Genomic DNA, 19,206 nt, shown 5'->3' with positions numbered 1-19,206 from the left:
CGCATTTGCTTGCGCCGCGCCGGGCGTTAGGGTCGCGGATCCGGGCGGCCCTGACGGCGGACTTGACGGCGGACTTGACGGCGGCCCGCGCGACGGGCGAACAGGGGCGGCAAGCGAACAGGGGCGGCAGGTGACCAAAAGCGGCGCTGATGACGGCGAAGGCGATTCGGCGCCGATCTCGGCTTTCCTGATCGTGAAGAACGAGGCCGCGCGGCTGCCCCGCGCCCTGCGGGCGCTTGACGGTCTGGCGGCGCAGGTGGTGGTGGTCGACGGCGGTTCGACCGATGACAGCGTGGCGATCGCCCGCGCCCATGGCGCCGAGGTGTTTCACCGCGACTGGACCGGCTACGGCGCGCAAAAACGCTTCGCCGAGGACAATTGCGCCCATGACTGGCGGCTCAATGTCGACGCCGACGAGGTGGTGACGCCCGCCCTCGCCGACGAGATCCGCGCCGCAGCCCGCGGACGCCCGGCGGCCTACCGGATCCGCATCCTCAACGTCTATCCCGGCGACGCGCGCCCGCGCCCCTTCGCGGCCGATTACAACGTGGTGCGTTTCTATCACGCCGCCGCGGGGCGCTATCGGGACCATCCGCTGTTCGACCGGGTGGAGACCCTGACCCCGCCGCGCCAGCTGCGCGCGCCGATCTGGCATTACCCGTTCCTGAACTGGCACGCGCTCACGGAAAAGGAAAACGCCTATTCGACCTATCAGGCGCAGGCCGCGAAGCCCCGCGCGCGCTGGCGGCTGCTGGTCAGGCTGGCGGTGGAATTCCCGCTGGTGTTCTTCAAGAGCTATTTTCTGCGCGGGCATGCGCTGGGCGGCTGGAAGGGGTTCGCGTTTTCCGTGAACATCGCCTTCGCGCGCTTCATGCGGGTGGTCAAGATGCTGGAGCGGGACGCCTGACGCGCGATGCGGCGTTCAGTCCCGCCGCAGCGGCAGCATTGTCTGGACAAGCAGCAGCGCCACCGTCACCACGACAAAGGCGGCGATCGCCACCAGGATCCAGCCGTCGAGCGCCAGACTCAGACCCACCAGCGCGATCAGCCCCAGCGTGCCGAGCATCCCCTGATTGAGCCGGTCGAGCCTGGTCAGGGTGATGATCCAGAACGCCAGCGCCAGCCCGGCGCCGATCAGAAATCCCGTGAGCGTGGCCATGACCCCTCCGCGCTAGACGATGCCGCCGTCGATCAGCCGGTCGGCGAGATGCCCGAAGGACGCGGCAAGCGGTCCGTCGGGCTGGCTGGCGGCGATCGGCGCGCCCTCGTCGCCGGACAGGCGGATGTCCAGATGCAGCGGGATCTCGCCAAGGAACGGGATCCCGAGTTTCTGCGCCTCGGCCCTGGCGCCGCCATGGCCGAAGATATGCGCCTCGTGGCCGCATTCGGGGCAGATATAGGCGCTCATGTTCTCCACCAGCCCCAGCACCGGCACGTCGAGCTTGCGAAACATCGCCAGCGCCTTGCGCGCGTCCAGCAGCGCCACGTCCTGCGGGGTGGAGATGACCACGGCGCCGGTCACCTCGAATTTCTGGCACAGCGACAGCTGCACGTCGCCGGTGCCCGGCGGCAGATCGACGATCAGAACGTCAAGCTCGCCCCAGGCCACCTGCCCCAGCATCTGCTGCAAGGCGCCCATCAGCATGGGGCCGCGCCAGATCACCGCTTCGTCCTCGGGCAGCATCAGCCCGATGGACATGAAGGTGACGCCATGGGCGACCAGCGGCTGGATGGTCTTGCCGTCAGGGGATTTGGGGCGTTCGACCAGCCCCATCATGCGCGGCTGGCTCGGCCCGTGGATGTCGGCGTCGAGCAGCCCCACCCGCTTGCCGCGCCGCGCCAGCGCCACCGCCAGGTTGGCCGACAGCGTCGATTTCCCGACCCCGCCCTTGCCCGAGGCGACGGCGATGATGCGCTTGACGCCGGGGATGCGCTTGGAGGCCTGCGGCTTGGGGTGGCCGCCGATCTTCAGGCTTGGCGGCGGGCCTTTCGGCGCGGCGGCGGGGGCCGGGCCGTGGGCGGTGAGGATGCCCGAAACCTTCGTCACCCCCGGCAGCGCCGCCACCGCCGCCTCGGCGGCCTTCAGCACCGGATCCATGTGGGGGGCGCGATCGGGCGCGACCTCCAGGATGAAACGCGCGTGGCCATCCTCGGCATGGGGCGCGCGGACCAGATCGGCGGCGACGAGATCCTTGCCGCTGGCCGGGTCTATCACGCGCGAGAGCGCCTTGAGGATATCGTCGGGGGTGATGGTCATAGCGCCTCCGGGGGTCTGCCTGCGGCCTAGGTATGCGCTAGTCGAGAGCGCCGCAAGGCGCGCAAGCCGCACATCCCGCGGGGGATCGCCGCCGCGGCCGCGCTCAGGCGCTCACAGATCCAGATCGACCCAGATCGGCACATGGTCCGAGGGCTTGGGCAGCCCGCGCACATGCTCGTCGATCTCGCAGGCGTTGAGCCGGTCGGCGGCCTGCGGGGTCAGCAGGACATGATCGATGCGGATGCCGTGATTGCGCTTCCAGGCGCCCGCCTGATAATCCCAGAACGTGTAGCGCCCGGGTTCCGGGTGGCGGTCGCGGAACGCCTCGGTGAAGCCCAGATTGACGATCCGCCGCCAGGCTGCGCGGGTCTCGGGCAGGAACAGCGCGTCATCGGTCCAGACCTCCGGGCGGGCGGCGTCCTCAGGCTGCGGGATGACGTTCCAGTCCCCGGCCATGAGCGCGATCTCTTCGGAGGCCAGCAAATCCTGCGCCCGTGCGCGCAGGCGCGCCATCCAGGCCAGCTTGTAGTCGTATTTCGGCCCCGGCGCCGGGTTGCCGTTGGGCAGGTAGAGCCCGCAGACCCGCACCGCCGCCGCGTCGCCGCTGATGGTGGCCTCGATCCAGCGCGCCTGTTCGTCGTCCGGATCGCCGGGCAGGCCGCGGGCCACGTCCTCGATGGGAAAGCGCGACAGGATGGCGACGCCGTTGAACCCCTTCTGGCCGTGGGTCTCGACATTGTAGCCCAGATCCTCGATCGGCTCGCGCGGGAAATTGGCGTCGATCGACTTGATCTCCTGCAACAGGGCCACGTCGGGTTTCGCCTCGGTCAGCCAGTCAAGCAGGGCGGGCAGCCGCGCCTTCACGCCGTTGATGTTGAAGCTGGCGATTTTCATGGAGCCTCTCCCGTGCGATGCGGGACCGACACTAGCCGCGCGCGCTGCACGAGGGCAAGCAGGCCGCGCAGGCCGCGCGAGGGCAAGGGCCCGAAACCCGGCGCAAACCGTCCGGGCGCGCCCCGTTAAGCATGATCGGCTTGCGCGTGACCAGATCTCCAGTGGATTCCTGCGCCGCCTTGATATATTAACGAATGGTGAATCACATATGGGGGAATTGTCAATGCGCCTGATTTTCGCGACCGCTGCCGCAACCCTGCTGGCCAGCGCCGCCAATGCAACGATCATTCAGGCGGACTTCCGCTCTGAACTCAACCTTCCGGCATTTTTCGCCGGCGTCGAGCGCGTGCTCGAGCGCACGGCCCAGACCGTGCCCAATGCGGGCTTCGAACTGGACGAGTCGGACGAAATCTCCAATCCCAGCGGTTGGGCGGACTCGCTGCAGGTGGATTTCAATCCGCTGACCAATATCCTGTCGCTCACCGGCACCGGGCCGAACGACTACCAGATCATCGACGTCTGGATGAGCAACATCCTGTTCGACGACGCCAACGTGATCACCGGCTTCGCCCCGATCTCGACCGGCAACGCCGTGTTCGGCTCGCCCGGCGACCCGGCGCCGATCCTGTCGACCTCGTTCACCGCCACGAGCCTGATGGTGTCCTACGTGGCGCCAGACATTCAGGCGTCGGATCTGTTCGGAATCGACAGCTTCACCGACACCTACCAGGTGATCCTCGGCCCGCAGGGCGGACCCGGACCGGCCCCCGTGCCGCTGCCCGCGGCGCTGCCGCTGTTCGCCTTCGCGCTCGGCGCGCTCGGCGTGGCGGCAAAGCGCAGGAAGCGCTGAGGCCCACGGCGCGAAAGCGCCCGGCGCGCATGTCGGCGCGATCGCGACAATCATCGGGACTCGCCGTTCAGGCGGGTCCCTTTCGCGTTTCAGACCGCGCATTTCGCTGGACACGCCGGCCAAGCGACGTCCCAATGCCGGGATGATTGCGGCGCGCCGCACGCCCGCGCGCCGCCGACAGAGGGAGCCCCCGATGACCGATCTCGCCAAACCCCTCGGCCGCCTGCGCCTTGGCATCAACATCGACCACGTGGCCACCATCCGCAACGCCCGCGGCGGCGACACCCCGAGCCCCCTGCGCGCCGCGCGCATGGCCGAGGCCGCCGGCGCCGACGGGATCACCGCGCATCTGCGCGAAGATCGCCGCCACATCACCGACCCCGACATCGACGCGCTGATGGCGGCGCTGAGCGTGCCGCTGAATTTCGAGATGGCCGCCACCGACGAAATGCAGGCCATCGCCCTGCGCCACAAGCCGCACGCGGTCTGCATCGTTCCGGAAAAACGTGAAGAACGCACCACCGAGGGCGGGCTGGAGGTGGGGCGCGAGGAAAACCGGCTGGCGCATTTCATCGCCCCCCTGCGCGACGCCGGCTGCCGCGTGTCGATCTTCATCGCCGCCGAGCGCCGCCAGATCGAGGCCGCGGCGCGCATCGGCGCGCCGGTGATCGAGCTGCACACCGGCGCCTATTGCGACGCCCATGCCGAGGGCCGCACGCAAGCCCGCGACGACGAACTCGCCCGCCTGCGCGACATGTCCGCCTACGCCCATTCGCTGGGGCTGGAGGTGCATGCCGGGCACGGGCTCACCTATGACACCGTGGCCCCGGTGGCCGGGTTCCCCGAGGTGATGGAGCTGAACATCGGGCATTTCCTGGTGGGCGAGGCGATCTTTTCGGGGCTCGACAGCGCCATCCGCCGCATGCGCGGCCTGATGGACAACGCCCGCGCCGAGGCATTTGGCGAGGGCGCGGCGTGACGGCCATGCATGATGCGCTATCGTCGCTGGCGCAAAGGCTTGACGGCGAACGCCCGCCGCGCGAACGGGAGGTCCTGTGCGTTCTGGCAAGACTGAAGCGCGACGAGGATCTAGAGAAGGCGCGGCGCGAAATTCTCAAATGGGTGGCCAAGCGGGCAGGCGCGCTGCCCGAGAGCGCCTGGGCCGGCGAGGCGTTCGAATTCACGAAAGCCGGACGCAATTGTCTGGTCACGACCTGGGAGGACGACGCCGCCCGCCTCTGGGCGCTGCGAGCGGACGACCCGGACAAGAATGTGGCGCGCCGCGTGTGGGGAACCGAAATCGTGCTCGGCGGCAGGCTGGACGAGGCGCCGTGGTTCTCGCTCCGCCTGCTGGTCAACTCCACCGAGCAGGAAATCAGGGCGACCCCGGCCGTTCCCGGGCTTGTACGCCAGATCGTCCGAAAAACCGGCCTGCAGCAGCGCGGGCGGGCGGTCGCGGCCGTCAGCGATGTCGGCACCCGGGAGGGGGCAGAGGATCTGTGCGACCTGCTGGCCGATCCCGAACGCCGCAGACCGGTCATCATCCTGTCCAGAGACGCGGAGAAGGGTTTCCCCGAACCCTCCCTCGATACGAACGCGCTGGGCAAGGCGACCATCGGCCTTGCCCACCTGTTCGTGCTTCCCGCCGAACATGCCTGGGCGCTGACGGAACGTTTCGGCGCGCGCCTTTCCGTGTTCCATGGCGGGGTGCGCATCTACATGCCGGATTTCGACGAGGGCGCGGATCCGTTCCAGCACCGCCTGTTTCTCGGCGACAGATTGCGCGACGCGCCCGCAAGAGAAGCCTGCATCACGTTCCTTCGCCGCGCCGCAGCCGCGGAAAGCCTTCGCCGCCGCGCCCTGGGGCGCGACGTGGTTTCCTTTGCGCAGGTCAGGCAGGCGGCGCTGGCGGCTGTTTCGAAGCGTCTCGAAAAGTCCGGGGACAGGAGTGAAAAACGGCTCGCTGCGGTTCTCGAGGAAAATGAACAACTGAAAAAAAACTTCGAAGAAGTGAAGTCATTGTACTACATGTCGGATTCGGAGAAAGACGCCGCTGTCAAGACAGCCGCCGATGCCGAAGCAAGACTGCGCTTCGCACGCGCGCGCGTCGAACAGCTTGAAAACGCCCTGGCGGCCAGGGGATTGGAAAGCGCCTTGACCGAATCGCTGCCAGAAAGTTGGGGCGACGCCTTTCTTGACTGGATTGATCGAAATTTCGCGACGCGAATTGCGCTACTCCCCGCCGCCCGAAGAGGCGTAAGAACGCCAAAGCTCAAAGATATGCAGCTTGCTGCTAGATGCATCAAATGGCTCGCCGGTCCGGCGCGAGACAGTCTGATGGGCAAGAATGATCTGGAACTACGGGATTGCCCGATTGAGTCAGGCTTCAAAAACGCACCTTGCGGCAAGGATAGCTACCAGGCGCTCAACGGAAACAAGAGGCTGGATATCAAGCAGCATATCAAGAACGGCAGCAACACCCGAAATCCTGATCACTGCCTGCGCATCTATTGGGCGTGGGACGAACACAATCAGGAGATTGTCATTTCCGACATGCCCGCCCATCGCAGAACCGGCGCGACATGATCCTCGGCATCGGCTCCGACCTCGCCGACATCCGCCGCATCGAGCGCACGCTGGAGCGGTTCGGCGCGCGCTTCGTGCAAAGGGTGTTCACCGAGGTCGAGCAGGCGAAATCCGAAAGGCGGCGCGCGCGCGCCGCCTCCTACGCCAAGCGCTGGGCCGCCAAGGAGGCCTGCTCGAAGGCGCTGGGCACCGGCTTGCGCATGGGGGTGGCCTGGCGCGAGATGGGGGTGGTCAACCTGCCCTCGGGGCAACCGACCATGGCGCTGACCGGCGGCGCCGCCGCGCGGCTGGACGGGATGACCCCGCCCGGCCACCGGGCGGTGATCCATGTCACCATCACCGACGACGCCCCCTATGCGCAGGCCTTCGTGGTGATCGAGGCCCTGCCCCGCTGACCCGCTGACCCGCGCCCGGCCCGGACCCGCCCGGCCCGGCCCGGCTTCGCATTGCCCGACCCGGACCCGCATTTCCCGCCCCGCCCGGCCCGGCGACAGGTCAACCCGCGCGAAACCGAACGCAGCCGCGCGCCCGGTGATGCGCGAAACGCGCAGCCCGCGCCCGCCCGCCGGCGCGCGCGGCCCCCGGCTTGACTTGCTCCCGGGCAGCGGCGAAAACCCGAATCGACCCCCAAATCCCTCCCCCGGGCGAAACCGGCAAGCAGACAGGCAAGACTCCATGGCGCGCAAGAATGAAAAGGAAGGCCTTGGCGAGCTTGTCAAAACCGTCATCTACGCCCTGCTGATCGCCGGCGTGTTCCGCACCTTCCTGTTCCAGCCGTTCTGGATTCCGTCTGGCTCGATGAAATCAACGCTGCTGATCGGCGATTTCCTGTTCGTTTCAAAATACTCCTACGGCTATTCGAAACATTCCTTCCCCTGGTCCTTCGCCCCGTTCAGCGGACGGATCATGGCCAGACAGCCCGAACGCGGCGACGTCATCGTGTTCAAGCATCCGCGCAGCGGCCAGGATTACGTGAAACGCCTGATCGGCCTGCCTGGCGACCGCATCCAGATGAAACGCGGGCTGCTCTACATCAACGGCGTCCTCGCCCCCCAGCGTCCCGACGGCCAGTTCGTCGAGGAGGTCACCCCCGGATCCAACCTCCAGTGCAAATCCTTCCCCCACAAGGACGGCAAGGTGCTGTGCGTGAAGGAACGCTTCATCGAGACCCTGCCCAACGGCGTCGAACATCTGGTGCTGAACGCCAATGACAACAACAGCTTCGGCGCCGACAACACTCGCGAATTCAGCATCCCCGCCGGGAACTATTTCTTCATGGGCGACAATCGCGACAATTCCAACGACAGCCGGCAGGGCGTCGGCATGGTGCCCTTCGAAAACCTCGTGGGCCGCGCCGACCTGATCGCGCTGAGCTTTGGCGGCGCGTTCTGGGAGGTCTGGAACTGGCGCGCCGACCGCTTCTTCATGACCATCGAGTGATCGTCCGGTCATGGCCAGACCCGCGCTCGCCCGCCACGCCGCCGCGCTCTCCGCGCGGCTGGGGGTGACGGTCGCGCCCTCGACCCGGCTTGACGAGGCGCTGACCCATTCCTCCGCCTCCTCGCGCGCCCGGCCCGACAATCAGCGGCTGGAATTCCTCGGCGACCGGGTGCTGGGGCTGGTGATCGCCGACCTGCTGCTGGCCCGCCATCCCGACGAACCCGAAGGCAAGCTCGCCCCCCGCTTCAACGCCCTGGTGCGCAAGGAAACCTGCGCCGAATGCGCGGTCGAAGCCGGGCTGGGCGATCTCATCCGCCTGGGCAAATCCGAATCCACCACCGGCGGGCGGCGCAAGACCGCGATCCTCGGCGACGCCATGGAGGCGCTGATCGCCGCCATCTATCTCGACAACGGCGTCGAGGACGCGCGCCGCGCCATCCTGGCGCTGTGGGGCGACCGGCTGGCCGATGCCGGCGCTGCGCCCGTGGACGCCAAGACCGCGCTGCAGGAATGGGCGCAGGCGCGCGGACAGGCGACGCCCGTCTATGACACCGTGGGGCGCAGCGGCCCCGACCACGCCCCGATCTTCACCATCACCGCGAACATGGAGACCGGCGAAAGCGCCACCGCCGCCGCGCCCTCCAAACGCGCCGCCCAACAGGCCGCCGCCGCCGAACTGCTGGCGCGGCTGGAGAAAAGCCATGACTGAAACGCCCAAGACCAGCCCCAGATCCAGCCCCAGATCCAGCCCCAGATCCGGCCCCGGGCCAGACCCCGCAGCCAATGTCGAAACCGGCGGCGTCGCATCCCCGGCCCCGACCCGCGCCGGCTTCGTGGCGTTGATCGGCGAACCCAACGCCGGAAAATCCACCCTGCTCAACCGCATGGTCGGCGCCAAGGTGTCGATCGTCACCCACAAGGTGCAGACCACCCGGGCGCGCATCCGCGGCATCGCCATCGAGGGCGCCGCGCAGCTGGTGTTCGTGGACACCCCCGGCCTGTTCCGCCCGCGCCGCCGGCTGGATCGCGCCATGGTCGCCGCCGCCTGGACCGGCGCCGCCGACGCCGATGTCGTGGTGCTGCTGGTGGAGGCCCAGCGCGGCGTCACCGAGGGCGTGAAGGCGATCCTCAAGGGCCTGTCCGAGCGCGACGACCGCAAGCAGACCATCGCGCTGGCCATCAACAAGATCGACCGGGTGAAGCGCGACCGCCTGCTGGCGCTGTCCGCCGAACTGAACGCCGATCATGATTTCGCCGCCAGCTTCATGATCTCGGCCGAAAAGGGCCATGGCGTCGACGACCTGCGCGCATGGCTGGCGCAGCAGGTCCCCGAAGGCCCGTGGCTCTACCCCGAGGACCAGATCGCCGATTTGCCCCTGCGCCTGCTGGCCGCCGAGATCACCCGCGAAAAGCTGACCCTGCGGCTGCATCAGGAACTGCCCTACCAGATGACCGTGGAAACCGAGAACTGGGAGGAACGCAAGGACGGCTCGGTGCGCGTCGAACAGATCATCTACGTCATGCGCGACGGCCACAAGGGCATCGTGCTGGGCAAGAAGGGCGAGACCATCAAGGAAATCGGCGCCCTGGCCCGCGAGGAGCTGTCGAAATTCCTCGGGCGCAAGGCGCATCTTTTCCTGCAGGTGCGCGCCCGGCCGAAATGGATGGACGAACCCGAACGCTATTCGCAGATGGGGCTGAACTATTCGGACGGCAATTCAGGGGGCGACTGACATGACGCCCCGGCTGACGGCGGATTTCTGGGTGCGGGCCTATCTCGCAAGGCTGCGGCTCAGCGACATCCCGGCCTTCGTCACCGCCCGCGGCGATGCCACCGCCGGGGCGATCATCATAAAGCTCAACACGCTGGACGGCGCGGCCCGCGCCTTCGCCCGCAGCTACGGCCCCGAAGGCGAGCGCATCTGGTCGGAACTGGCCAGCGGCCCGGAACCCCGGGTCGACGCGTCGATCGCCAGACAGCGCGGCTTCGATCCTGATCTCTGGGTGATCGAGGTCGAGGACCGGCAGGGCCGCACCCTGCTCGACGAACCGGGCCTGACCTGAACGCCCCGCGCCGCGCCGCCATCGCGCGCCGCACGCCCCATTGCGCGAAAACGCCCGCAATCCCGTGTAGGGCGGATCCCGATCCGCCATTGGCCCGCCGTCAGGCCCCCGTCCGTGTCGCAAGGCCCGTGTCGCAAGGCCCGTGTCGCGAGACCGCCCGCGAAGGCCGCGCGCCTAGGCGACGGCGCGCGACAGCGCGCATTGCGACCAGAGCGCGTGCAGCGCCTCGGCCAGATGATCGATATCCGCGTCGCTATGCATGGGCGAGGGCGTGAAGCGCAGGCGTTCCGCGCCCTTGGGCACGGTGGGATAGTTGATCGGCTGCACATAGATCCCGAAATCATCGAGCAGGATGTCGGAGAGCATCTTGCACTTCACCGGATCGTTGACCATCACCGGCACGATGTGGCTCGGATTGTCCAGATGCGGGATGCCGAGCCGGTCGAGCCGGGCCCGCAGCCTGGCCACCGCCCGCTTCTGCGCGTCGCGCTCCGCCCGGCTGGTCTTCAGGTGCCGCACCGAGGCGCAGGCCCCCGCCGCCACCGCCGGCGGCAGCGAGGTGGTGAAGATGAAACCGCTGGAAAAGCTGCGCACGAAATCGCACAGCGCTTCGGAGGCGGCGATGTAGCCGCCCATCACCCCGAACGCCTTGCCCAGCGTGCCCTCGATCACCGTGATCCGGTCCATCAGGCCTTCGCGCTCCGCGACGCCGCCGCCGCGCGGACCGTAGAGGCCGACCGCGTGCACCTCGTCGATATAGGTCATGGCGCCGTGCCTTTCGGCCACGTCGAGGATCTCGGCGATGGGGGCGATGTCGCCATCCATGGAATAGACCGATTCAAACGCCACCAGCTTGGGCGCGGCAGGGTCGAGATCGGCCAGCCGCCGGTCCAGATCCGCGACGTCGTTATGCTTCCAGATCTGCTTGGCGGCGCGGGAATGGCGAATGCCCTCGATCATCGAGGCGTGGTTCAGCCCGTCCGAGAGCACCGTGCAGCCGGGGATTTTTGAGGCCAGCGTGCCCAGCGCCGCCCAGTTTGACACGTAGCCCGAGGTGAACAGCAGCGCCGCATCCTTGCCGTGCAGGTCGGCGAGTTCCTTTTCCAGCTCCACGTGATGCACGTTGGTGCCGGAAATGTTGCGCGTGCCCCCGGCCCCGGCGCCGCAGGCGTCGATGGCGTCCTTCATGGCCTGACGCACCTCGGCGTTCTGGCCCATGCCCAGATAGTCGTTGGAGCACCACACCGTCACGTCATGGCTGCGCCCGTCCGTGCGCCGCGTGGCTTTCGGAAAATCGCCCACATGGCGTTCCAGATTGGCGAAGACCCGGTAATTGCCTTCGTCGCGCAGGGCGTCGAGCTGCTGCTGGAAGAATGATTGATAGTCCATTCTGGTCCTCCGACTGGCGGGACCGGATCGCGGAAATCCGGCGGGCTGGCTGATCCTTCATGCCCTGTCGGGCGGCGCCGCGCGTTGATTTTGGTCAAGTGCTGATCGCGAACATAGAATAGTTGCAGACGCCGACCAATGGCCGAATGGTCGCAACGCGACGATACGGCGCGGCCGCGCCGCATCCGCCTCGGCGCCGCCCTGGACTCACGGGCGTCATTCGCCCGGGCGCCGCGGTTTGCGCGCCGCCGCTCAGCGCCGCTTTCGGGTCCGCCGTTCAGCCAGATACCCCGACGGCGCGGCGCCGTAGCGGCGCCGGAAGCCCTCGGCCGCGCGGCCGAAATGATCGAGCCCGGCGGCAAGCATCAGGTCGCTGACCCGCGCGTCGTCCGGGGCCGCGTCCAGAAGCGCGCGCAGTCGGGCGAATCGCATGTCGCGCACCAGCCCGGTGAGCGAAACCCCGCCGACCCGGCGCGCGGTCTTTTGCAGGGCGCGCAGCCCGGTCCCGGCGGCGGCGGCGATTTCCTCGGCCTCGATGCGGCGGTCGAGATTGGCGGCGATGAATTCGCGGGCGCGCGCGAAGGCCGCGCCGCCGGCGGCGCGCGTCGCCGGCGCCCGGGCCGCCGCGCGCGTGAGGTTGGAGCCCTGCCCCGCGAGCAGCGCGCCGATCACCGCATCAACGGTTTCCGCCGCCAGGATGTCGCCGCGCCCGCCCTTTTCGACGCCCGCCCGCCCGCGCCCCGCCAGCGCCGCCAGCAGATGCAGCTGCGCGTGCAGCATGGCCCCCACCGGCCCGCGCAGATCCAGGCGCGCGTCGAATTCCACCAGCCCGTCGCCGCCGAACAGCGCCCGCCCCCGGCGCTCCACCAGATCGCGCGGCAACAGCAGGATCAGCTGGCCGCAGCTGTCGCGCCAGGTCATCCGCGTCGGCAGGGTCGGGGACACCAGGCTCGCCGCCGCGCCGGGCGCGGTCTGCGCCAGGCTGGCCCCGCAGCGCACCGTGGCCCCGCCGCTCACCGGCAATTGCAGCAGGAAGAACCCCGCCAGCTCGCCCGGGTCGATGTCCACCTCGCCGCCATAGCGCACGTAGTTGATCGAGGCGCAGCCCGTCGGCGGGGCGTTGGCGGCGCGCCCGGCGACGGCGCAGGAATTGTGCCGCGCGAAGAACCCCTCGCCGCGCGCCTCCAGACGGTGCGGGCAGAAGATCCGCGCGATCTCCGCCTCCGCCTCGTCGGGCGCCTCGGTGCTGACCACGCTGTGGGCGGACAGATACATCGCTCGCTCCGGCCCCTTTCATCCCGTTCAATGCGCCAAATCCGATTTTTCGGCGCCGCGCGTTCGTCTGGCGGCCAGCGGGTTCGCAATGCGGATAGACAGCGCCCGCCGCCGCCGCGCAGGATAGTTGCAATAGCAAACTGGGCGCAACAAGGCCCGTCAATCAAGGGAGAACACGCATGGCTGACGCGAACATGGCGCAGGTGCAGACCGATCCGGGCGTCATTCAGGCCAACACCGGCCTCAGAAACGTGGAATGGTCGATCCTCGGCCACACCTATTGGCTGAAATCCGAGGGCGAGAGCTGCTTCTGCTTTGAAACCCTCGATCCGCCGGGCACCTTCGTGCCGCCCCATGTCCACCCGACGCAGGACGAATTCATCTACGTCACCGAAGGGCGCTTTGACCTTTACCTCGACGGCGAACACCACGTCGCCAATGTCGGCGATCTGGTGCGCATGCCCATGGGCATCCCCCATGGCTACTACAACCTGACCGAAAAGGACGCCCGCGCCATGTTCTGGGTCAGCCCGGCGCGCCGCCTGCGCGAGCTGTTCGACAACCTGCACAATCTCGGCGACCCCGAACAGGTGGTGCGCGAAAGCGCCATGCGCGAGGTGCAGTTCCTGCGCCCCGAGGACATGGCCTTCGACCCGCTCGACCTGAAGAAATGACCCGCGCGGCGCAGCGGCGAAGGCCGCCGCCGCGCCGATCAGCCAGCCGGGGGGATTCGCATATGGTGAAGAAGAAGAAGGTCGCCGTCATCGGCGGCGGCGTCAGCGGCCTGGCCGCGGCCAAGGTTTTCAGGGAACGCGGACACGAGGTCCGCGCCTTCGAGCGCAGCGGCGATCTGGGCGGCGTGTGGGCGCCCTCGCGCTCCTATCCCGGCGTGCAGACCCAATCGCCCAAGGAGCTTTACCGCTTCACCGACATGGCGATGCCCGAGGACTACCCGCAATGGCCCAAGGGCCCGCAGGTGCACGCCTATCTGCACGGCTACGCCGAGCGCCACGACCTGAAGCCGCTGTATCGCATGAACGCCGGCATCCGCGCCATGACCCGGCGCCCCGACGGCGCGCCGGGCTGGCGGCTGGCGGTGGAGGACGCGGCCGGCGCCCATGACGAGGATTACGATTTCGTCGCGGTCTGCACCGGCCAGTTCAGCGAGAAGAACATCATCAGCCATCCCGGGCAGGCGGAGTTCGAAACCGCCGGCGGGCAGGTGTTGCATTCCTCGGAATACACCGACCCGGCGCTGGCGCGGGGCAAGCGGGTGGTGGTGCTGGGGTTCTCGAAATCCGCCACCGACCTGGCGGTCAACGCCGCTGACAACGGCGCCGAATCGGTCACCATCGTCTATCGCCAGCCCTGTTGGCGCGTGCCCTATTACATCGCCGGCATCAACTTCAAGAACCTGCTCTACATGCGCGCGCAGGAAATCCAGTTCAACGGCTGGGGCGGCTCGCCGCTGGGCAAGCTGGCCTTCGCCCTGTCCAAGCCGTTGATATGGGCGAATTTCCGCGGGCTGGAAAGCCTGCTGAAACTGCAGCTGGGGCTGAAACGCCATGACATGGTCCCCGACACGCCGATCGAGCGCGAGGCCTCCTGTTCGCTGCCCATCGTCACCCCGGGATTTTTCGAACATCTCGACAGCGGGCGCATCACCGCGATCCGCGGCAGCTTCGACCATTATGACGGCGGCGCCATCGTCATGACCGGCGGCGAGCGCGTGGCCGCCGACCTGTCGCTGCTCGCCGTGGGCTGGAAACTGGGCGTGCCGTATCTGGACGACGCCTATCGGCGCAAGCTGATCGAGGATGACGGGCAATACCGGATCTACCGGCTTTGCGTGAACCCGGATCTGCCGGACATGGGCTTCGTCGGCTTCAATTCCAGCTTCTGCACCATGCTGTCGGCGGAAATGGGGGCCAACTGGCTGGTGCGCTACGCCGACGGCATGCTGGCCAACCAGCCCGACAAGCCGGCCATGGACGCGGATATCGAGGCCAATCTGCGCTGGCGGCGCACCCAGCGCCCGGCGGCGCAGGTCTATGGCGGGCTGTGCTCGGCGCCGTTCCATTTCCGCCATTTCGACGAATTGCTCGCGGACATGGGCGCCGCCAGGCGCAAGCGGCGCAACCTGCTGGCGGAATATTTCGCCCCGCCCAACGCCGACGCCTTCGCCGAATTCCTCGCCTCGGCCCCGCAATACCGCGCCGCGTGAACCGCGACCGCGCAGGGCGATCGCCACACGGAAAAGGCCCGGTCAGGAACCTGACCGGGCCTTCCACCAAACGCGAATCCTGTCACGGATGACCCGCATCGACGACCATTGAAACGCCGGGCGCTGGGGGGGGCGCGCCCGGCGTCTCGATCACTGCTCCGCGTCAGGGGTCACGTCGACGATGGCGGCGCGCTTGGTGATCTCGACCGAGGGCTTGCAATCGGTCATGCAGACCTCTCGCTTCAGGCCCACCGGCGTCTGCAGGCGGTCATCGTCGATGAAGCCGCCGACATTGGGCATCTCCACGTCGAGGAAGTTTTCCCTGGAAAGCACGAAATCCTCGTCGACGATGTCATTCGAATACAGCAGATAGGCGACGATGGCGTAGACCTGATCATCCTCCAGGCTCTGCGCGTCGCCGAACGGCATGGCCCGGTGGATGTAATCCCAGACCGTGGACAGATACGGCCAGTAGGACCCGATGGTCTTCACCGGGCGGTCGGAAGTCAGGGTGTCCTGGCCGCCGGCCAGCACCGGCCAGCGGTCCACGCCCTCGCCGAAATCGCCGTGGCAGACGGCGCAGTTCTCGACGAAGATCTCCTCGCCATCGGTGACGCTGCCCGAGCCCTCCGGCAGGCCGACGCCGTCGGGCCGGATGTCGATGTTCCAGGCGGCGATCTCGTCGGGGGCGGCGGCGCGGCCCAGGCCCAGCGGCTCGCCCATCGCCGGCGCGGCGAGGCCGGCGGCCAGCAGCGCGGCAAGGGTCAGTTCATGAAATCTCGACATTTTCCGCCTCGCCGTTCTCGTTCACAAACCAGGTCTGGATGCCGTTGTTGTGGTAGATGGAGTTCTCGCCCCGCACCGCGCGCAGCGCGTTCTTGGTGGGCTGGATGTAGCCGGTGGAATCATGCGCCCGCGACTGCAGCAGCAGCGGTTTGCCGTCCCAGTCGAATTCGAAATAGAACCGGTGCATGGACTTGTCGAAGGACGGCCCGTCGATGCGCGCCTGATGCCAGTTCATGCCGCCGTCCAGCGTCACGTCCACGCGCGGGATCGCGCCGCGCCCGGACCAGGCGACGCCGGTCAGCACCGTCGGCCCCTTGCCATGGGTGATCGGCGCCTGCGGGCTGGGATTGGTGATCACCGATTTGGCGTCCATTTCCCAGGTGAAGCGGCGCGCCTTGCCGCTGGGCAGCAGGTCGGTGTATTTCGAGGTCTCCTCGCGATGATGCCAGGGCTTGTCGCCGACCTCGATGCGGCGCATCCACTTGATCCACATGTTGCCTTCCCAGCCGGGAACCACAAGGCGGACCGGGTAGCCCTGCTCGGCGCGCAGGGCCTCGCCGTTCATCCTGAACGCCACCAGGCAATCATCCATGGCCTTTTCGATGGGCACGGATCGGGTCATGGCGGCGGCGTCGGCGCCTTCGGGCAGGATCCACTTGGCGCCCGGCTTCAGCCCGGCTTCCTCCAGGATCAGCCGCAGCGGCACGCCGGTATACATCACGTTGTGGATCATGCCGTGGGTGAACTGGCAGCCGTTGAGCTGGGCGCCGCGCCATTCCATGCCGGAATTGGCGGCGCATTCGAGAAAATACACCTTGTTGACGCGGGGGAAGCGCAGGATGTCCTCCAGCGTGAACACCAGTTCCCGTTCCACCATGCCGTGAACCATCAGCCGGTATTCCTGCGGGTCCACATTGGCGGCGCCGCCGTGATGGCGTTCGAAGCACAGCCCGTTGGGGGTGATGATCCCGTCAAGCTCGTGCAGCGGCGTGAAGTTGATCGAACTGATCGCGTCCGCGGTCAGCCAGGGCACGTTGCGCCGGACCACCCGGGATTCGTATTCGCTGGGCAGCCCGTAGGGCGCCTCGTCCACGGGCGCGCCGGGGGAGGTGGTCCAGTCCGGCAGTTCGGTGATCGCCGGGTCGCCGCTCGCGGCCCTGGCGACGCCGGCCGCGGCCAACGCCCCGCCCGCGGCCATGCCGCCAGTCAGGAAGCCGCGGCGCGAGGCAAGCCCATCCTTGCGGTGGTCGCTCATCTGCTTCTCCGTTTCAGCTCGAATCCGTCACATATTCATATAATTGAATTTATGGCGAATATCCAGAGGTTTCTTCCCCCAACCAACACCGCCGGCGCTCAGGCGCCCGACACCTTCACCGAGGCGTTGGGGTCGATGCTCACCGTGCCGTGCTTGCGGATATGGCTTTCCACCACGTCCCAGATCGGCGGCCCCTCGGTGCCCTCGTTGACCGAGGCCCAGCCGGCGACCACATAGGTCTTGTCCGCGGCCAGCTTTTCGCCGGTCTTGAGCAGGGTCATGTCGGTGACCCGCGATCCCATGGGGTTGGACACGTCGATGGAATAGCCCATGCCGCCGACCCGCACCATGTCGCCGCCCTGCTGGTAATAGGGGTCGGGGTTGAACAGGTTGTCGGCCACGTCCTCCAGGATCAGCTTCAGGGTTTCGCCGGTCATTTCGGAACGGTAGGCGGCGGGGTAGTTCATGCCGGTGGCGTTGAACAGATCCTCGCGGGTGATGGGGTCGCCGGGCAGCAGGCTTGGCCCCCAGCGGAATCCGGGGCTGAGCGCGATGTCGGCCTCGCGCTGCTCGATCAGCGCGTTGCAGATCAGATCGTCCCAGGTGCCATTGAAATTGCCGCGCCGATACAGCAGCGAATCGGTGTGGCCGAGCACCTCCTCCAGCTGCGCCTTGTGGGGCGCGCGCTGTTCGTCGATCAGCGCCGCAACCGCAGGGTCCGGGGCGATCACATCGGAAAAGATCGGGATCAGCTTGTGCGAAAATCCTTTCAGCGCGCCGTCGCGCACGTCCAGATCCAGCCTTGTGACGAACTTGCCGTTCGACCCCGAGGCGATCAGCATGGTCTTGCCGACCATCACCGGTTCGGGCAGCGCGTCATGGGTGTGGGCGGTGAGGATGATGTCGATGCCGTCGACCCGCGCGGCCATCTTGCGGTCCACGTCGAAGCCGTTATGGGACAGCAGCACCACCAGATCGGCGCCCTCCTCCTCGCGCACCTGCGCGACCACCTCGCGCATGCGCCCCTCGCGCACGCCGAAGCTGAGCCCCGGGAACATCCAGCCGGGATTGGCGATCGGCATGTAGGGAAAGGCCTGGCCGATGACCGCGATCTTCACGCCGCCGCGTTCGAACATCTTGTAGGGATCGTAGGCGGGTTCGTCCCATTCGTTGTCGAAGATGTTGGCCCCGAGGAACGGAAAATCCAGCGTGTCCACGATCTCGTTGACCCGGTCGATGCCCAGCGTGAACTCCCAATGCGAGACCATCGCCTCGGGCTTCAGCGCGTTCATCACGTTGACCATGTCCTGCCCGGCGGTCATCTGCGCCGTGTAGGACCCCTGCCAGGTGTCGCCGCCGTCCAGCAGCAGCGCCTCGGGGCGTTCGGCGCGAATGGCGTTGACCACCGTGGCGACGCGATCGAGCCCGCCCATGCGACCGTAGCCGCGCGCCAGGGCGGTGAAATCCTCGTAGGTCAGCGCGTAGGCCTCGGGGCTGCCGGGCTCGAGATTGAACAGCTTCAGGAAATCCGCCCCGGTCACATGCGGCGGCAGGCCGTTCACCGCGCCGACGCCGAGATTGATCTCGGGCTCGCGAAACCAGATCGGCTTCAGCTGGGCGTGGATGTCGGTGACATGCACGATGGTGACGTTGCCGGTGGCGTTGAAGGCCAGCAGCTGATCCTGCGTCAGGCTTTGCTGCGCCGCGATCCGCCCCCAGCGCCCGACGCCCGAAGCGCCGACGATCGCCGAGGCCGCAACGGTCGCCTGCAGGAAATCTCTGCGGGAAATCATGATCGTGTCTCCTGTGTCCGTTTGTCTTCGCGCCGCGGGCGCCGTTTGTCTTCGCGCCGCGGGCGCCGTGGGCTCGATCCGTCGGGTCGGCCGGGTCTGGATCGGCGTCGCGGCTGGCCGCCGCGCGGCGTCAGGGGCTGGGTCTGCTGTCGGGCGGCGTCCGGGTCTGGAACTGGGTCTGGTCTGGATCTGAGGCGCGACCGGTTCGGACCGCGCCATGCGTCCCGCGCGCGGTCGGCGCGCGCCGGCGGCCTGTCGGGGCCAGGGTCTGGCGGCGCGTCGCCCGCCCGTGGATCATGATGACCGCCCGCGCGCCGGCGGTCGCGGCGGACGGCGCGTCGGGGGGGGGGGGGCGGGCCGGCCCCCCGGCCCCCCCCCGCGGCGGAGGGGCCC

Annotated in this window: 19 protein-coding genes; 11 read left to right on the top strand and 8 right to left on the bottom strand. The window is 67.9% G+C overall.

What is annotated here, in order from left to right; all coding sequences use genetic code 11:
* The first annotated feature begins 130 nt into the window (after positions 1-130).
* Complete coding sequence (locus AC1HC7_RS02545; protein ID WP_479495378.1) at positions 131-907, top strand: glycosyltransferase family 2 protein; 777 nt, start codon at positions 131-133, stop codon at positions 905-907.
* A 15-nt stretch (positions 908-922) separates the two neighbouring features.
* On the opposite strand, the gene AC1HC7_RS02540 is transcribed toward AC1HC7_RS02545, so the two are convergent.
* The 3 genes from AC1HC7_RS02540 to xth form a co-directional block, all read right to left on the bottom strand.
* A complete protein-coding gene (locus AC1HC7_RS02540; RefSeq protein WP_479495377.1) occupies positions 923-1,159 on the bottom strand; it encodes a hypothetical protein in 237 nt (78 codons plus the stop codon).
* A gap of 12 nt (positions 1,160-1,171) precedes the next feature.
* A complete protein-coding gene (locus tag AC1HC7_RS02535; RefSeq protein WP_479495376.1) occupies positions 1,172-2,257 on the bottom strand; it encodes an Mrp/NBP35 family ATP-binding protein in 1,086 nt (361 codons plus the stop codon).
* Positions 2,258-2,368: 111 nt separating this feature from the next.
* Positions 2,369-3,151: an exodeoxyribonuclease III gene (xth, locus tag AC1HC7_RS02530; protein ID WP_479495375.1), complete on the bottom strand. Its 783-nt coding sequence runs from the start codon at positions 3,149-3,151 to the stop codon at positions 2,369-2,371.
* A gap of 223 nt (positions 3,152-3,374) precedes the next feature.
* On the opposite strand from xth, the gene AC1HC7_RS02525 reads away from it, so the two are divergent.
* From AC1HC7_RS02525 to AC1HC7_RS02490, 8 genes are all read left to right on the top strand, one after another.
* Positions 3,375-4,001 (top strand): hypothetical protein, encoded by a 627-nt coding sequence (locus AC1HC7_RS02525; RefSeq protein ID WP_479495374.1) that lies wholly within the window; start codon positions 3,375-3,377, stop codon positions 3,999-4,001.
* Between the two features lie 193 nt (positions 4,002-4,194).
* Positions 4,195-4,980, top strand: a complete 786-nt coding sequence (locus tag AC1HC7_RS02520; protein WP_479495373.1) for a pyridoxine 5'-phosphate synthase — start codon at positions 4,195-4,197, stop codon at positions 4,978-4,980.
* A complete protein-coding gene (locus AC1HC7_RS02515; RefSeq protein WP_479498612.1) occupies positions 4,977-6,587 on the top strand; it encodes a hypothetical protein in 1,611 nt (536 codons plus the stop codon). Before AC1HC7_RS02520 ends, AC1HC7_RS02515 begins: the two co-directional genes overlap by 4 nt.
* Positions 6,584-6,982 carry a holo-ACP synthase gene (acpS, locus tag AC1HC7_RS02510; RefSeq protein WP_479495371.1) on the top strand — a complete coding sequence of 133 codons (399 nt, stop codon included), beginning with the start codon at positions 6,584-6,586 and terminating at the stop codon, positions 6,980-6,982. Before AC1HC7_RS02515 ends, acpS begins: the two co-directional genes overlap by 4 nt.
* Before the next feature lie 280 nt (positions 6,983-7,262).
* Positions 7,263-8,027: a signal peptidase I gene (lepB, locus tag AC1HC7_RS02505; protein WP_479495370.1), complete on the top strand. Its 765-nt coding sequence runs from the start codon at positions 7,263-7,265 to the stop codon at positions 8,025-8,027.
* Between the two features lie 10 nt (positions 8,028-8,037).
* Entirely contained in the window at positions 8,038-8,736 is a 699-nt protein-coding gene (gene rnc, locus AC1HC7_RS02500) for a ribonuclease III (RefSeq protein ID WP_479495369.1), read from the top strand.
* Entirely contained in the window at positions 8,729-9,760 is a 1,032-nt protein-coding gene (gene era, locus AC1HC7_RS02495) for a GTPase Era (protein WP_479495368.1), read from the top strand. Before rnc ends, era begins: the two co-directional genes overlap by 8 nt.
* 1 nt (position 9,761) lies before the next feature.
* Positions 9,762-10,091, top strand: a complete 330-nt coding sequence (locus AC1HC7_RS02490) for a DUF1491 family protein (RefSeq protein WP_479495367.1) — start codon at positions 9,762-9,764, stop codon at positions 10,089-10,091.
* A 174-nt stretch (positions 10,092-10,265) separates the two neighbouring features.
* Here the strand turns inward: AC1HC7_RS02490 and hemA are convergent, their stop codons facing one another.
* Both hemA and AC1HC7_RS02480 read right to left on the bottom strand, forming a co-directional pair.
* Positions 10,266-11,480: a 5-aminolevulinate synthase gene (gene hemA / locus AC1HC7_RS02485; protein ID WP_479495366.1), complete on the bottom strand. Its 1,215-nt coding sequence runs from the start codon at positions 11,478-11,480 to the stop codon at positions 10,266-10,268.
* Between the two features lie 252 nt (positions 11,481-11,732).
* On the bottom strand, positions 11,733-12,755 hold the full coding sequence (locus tag AC1HC7_RS02480) for an AraC family transcriptional regulator (protein ID WP_479495365.1): 1,023 nt from the start codon (positions 12,753-12,755) through the stop codon (positions 11,733-11,735).
* 179 nt (positions 12,756-12,934) lie between these two features.
* Between AC1HC7_RS02480 and AC1HC7_RS02475 the strand changes: the two genes are divergently transcribed.
* Complete coding sequence (locus tag AC1HC7_RS02475; RefSeq protein ID WP_479495364.1) at positions 12,935-13,429, top strand: cupin domain-containing protein; 495 nt, start codon at positions 12,935-12,937, stop codon at positions 13,427-13,429.
* Between the two features lie 62 nt (positions 13,430-13,491).
* Complete coding sequence (locus tag AC1HC7_RS02470; RefSeq protein ID WP_479495363.1) at positions 13,492-14,979, top strand: flavin-containing monooxygenase; 1,488 nt, start codon at positions 13,492-13,494, stop codon at positions 14,977-14,979.
* 150 nt (positions 14,980-15,129) lie between these two features.
* Here the strand turns inward: AC1HC7_RS02470 and AC1HC7_RS02465 are convergent, their stop codons facing one another.
* From AC1HC7_RS02465 to soxB, 3 genes are all read right to left on the bottom strand, one after another.
* Positions 15,130-15,765: a c-type cytochrome gene (locus AC1HC7_RS02465; protein WP_479495362.1), complete on the bottom strand. Its 636-nt coding sequence runs from the start codon at positions 15,763-15,765 to the stop codon at positions 15,130-15,132.
* On the bottom strand, positions 15,749-17,020 hold the full coding sequence (gene soxC, locus AC1HC7_RS02460; protein WP_479495361.1) for a sulfite dehydrogenase: 1,272 nt from the start codon (positions 17,018-17,020) through the stop codon (positions 15,749-15,751). Before soxC ends, AC1HC7_RS02465 begins: the two co-directional genes overlap by 17 nt.
* 98 nt (positions 17,021-17,118) lie before the next feature.
* Positions 17,119-18,813 (bottom strand): thiosulfohydrolase SoxB, encoded by a 1,695-nt coding sequence (gene soxB, locus AC1HC7_RS02455; protein WP_479495360.1) that lies wholly within the window; start codon positions 18,811-18,813, stop codon positions 17,119-17,121.
* Positions 18,814-19,206: the final 393 nt, after the last annotated feature.

Source organism: Oceanicella sp., assembly GCF_056449545.1.
This window is presented reverse-complemented; position numbering and strand designations above follow the sequence as displayed.

What these genes read in the sequence shown, in the direction of transcription:
- AC1HC7_RS02540 (WP_479495377.1), bottom strand. Translation starts at nt 1,159, where the DNA reads ATGGCCACGCTCACGGGATTTCTGATCGGCGCCGGGCTGGCGCTGGCG.
- AC1HC7_RS02535 (WP_479495376.1), bottom strand. Translation starts at nt 2,257, where the DNA reads ATGACCATCACCCCCGACGATATCCTCAAGGCGCTCTCGCGCGTGATA.
- xth (WP_479495375.1), bottom strand. Translation starts at nt 3,151, where the DNA reads ATGAAAATCGCCAGCTTCAACATCAACGGCGTGAAGGCGCGGCTGCCC.
- AC1HC7_RS02525 (WP_479495374.1), top strand. Translation starts at nt 3,375, where the DNA reads ATGCGCCTGATTTTCGCGACCGCTGCCGCAACCCTGCTGGCCAGCGCC.
- AC1HC7_RS02520 (WP_479495373.1), top strand. Translation starts at nt 4,195, where the DNA reads ATGACCGATCTCGCCAAACCCCTCGGCCGCCTGCGCCTTGGCATCAAC.
- acpS (WP_479495371.1), top strand. Translation starts at nt 6,584, where the DNA reads ATGATCCTCGGCATCGGCTCCGACCTCGCCGACATCCGCCGCATCGAG.
- lepB (WP_479495370.1), top strand. Translation starts at nt 7,263, where the DNA reads ATGGCGCGCAAGAATGAAAAGGAAGGCCTTGGCGAGCTTGTCAAAACC.
- rnc (WP_479495369.1), top strand. Translation starts at nt 8,038, where the DNA reads ATGGCCAGACCCGCGCTCGCCCGCCACGCCGCCGCGCTCTCCGCGCGG.
- era (WP_479495368.1), top strand. Translation starts at nt 8,729, where the DNA reads ATGACTGAAACGCCCAAGACCAGCCCCAGATCCAGCCCCAGATCCAGC.
- AC1HC7_RS02490 (WP_479495367.1), top strand. Translation starts at nt 9,762, where the DNA reads ATGACGCCCCGGCTGACGGCGGATTTCTGGGTGCGGGCCTATCTCGCA.
- hemA (WP_479495366.1), bottom strand. Translation starts at nt 11,480, where the DNA reads ATGGACTATCAATCATTCTTCCAGCAGCAGCTCGACGCCCTGCGCGAC.
- AC1HC7_RS02480 (WP_479495365.1), bottom strand. Translation starts at nt 12,755, where the DNA reads ATGTATCTGTCCGCCCACAGCGTGGTCAGCACCGAGGCGCCCGACGAG.
- AC1HC7_RS02475 (WP_479495364.1), top strand. Translation starts at nt 12,935, where the DNA reads ATGGCTGACGCGAACATGGCGCAGGTGCAGACCGATCCGGGCGTCATT.
- AC1HC7_RS02470 (WP_479495363.1), top strand. Translation starts at nt 13,492, where the DNA reads ATGGTGAAGAAGAAGAAGGTCGCCGTCATCGGCGGCGGCGTCAGCGGC.
- AC1HC7_RS02465 (WP_479495362.1), bottom strand. Translation starts at nt 15,765, where the DNA reads ATGTCGAGATTTCATGAACTGACCCTTGCCGCGCTGCTGGCCGCCGGC.
- soxC (WP_479495361.1), bottom strand. Translation starts at nt 17,020, where the DNA reads ATGAGCGACCACCGCAAGGATGGGCTTGCCTCGCGCCGCGGCTTCCTG.
- soxB (WP_479495360.1), bottom strand. Translation starts at nt 18,813, where the DNA reads ATGATTTCCCGCAGAGATTTCCTGCAGGCGACCGTTGCGGCCTCGGCG.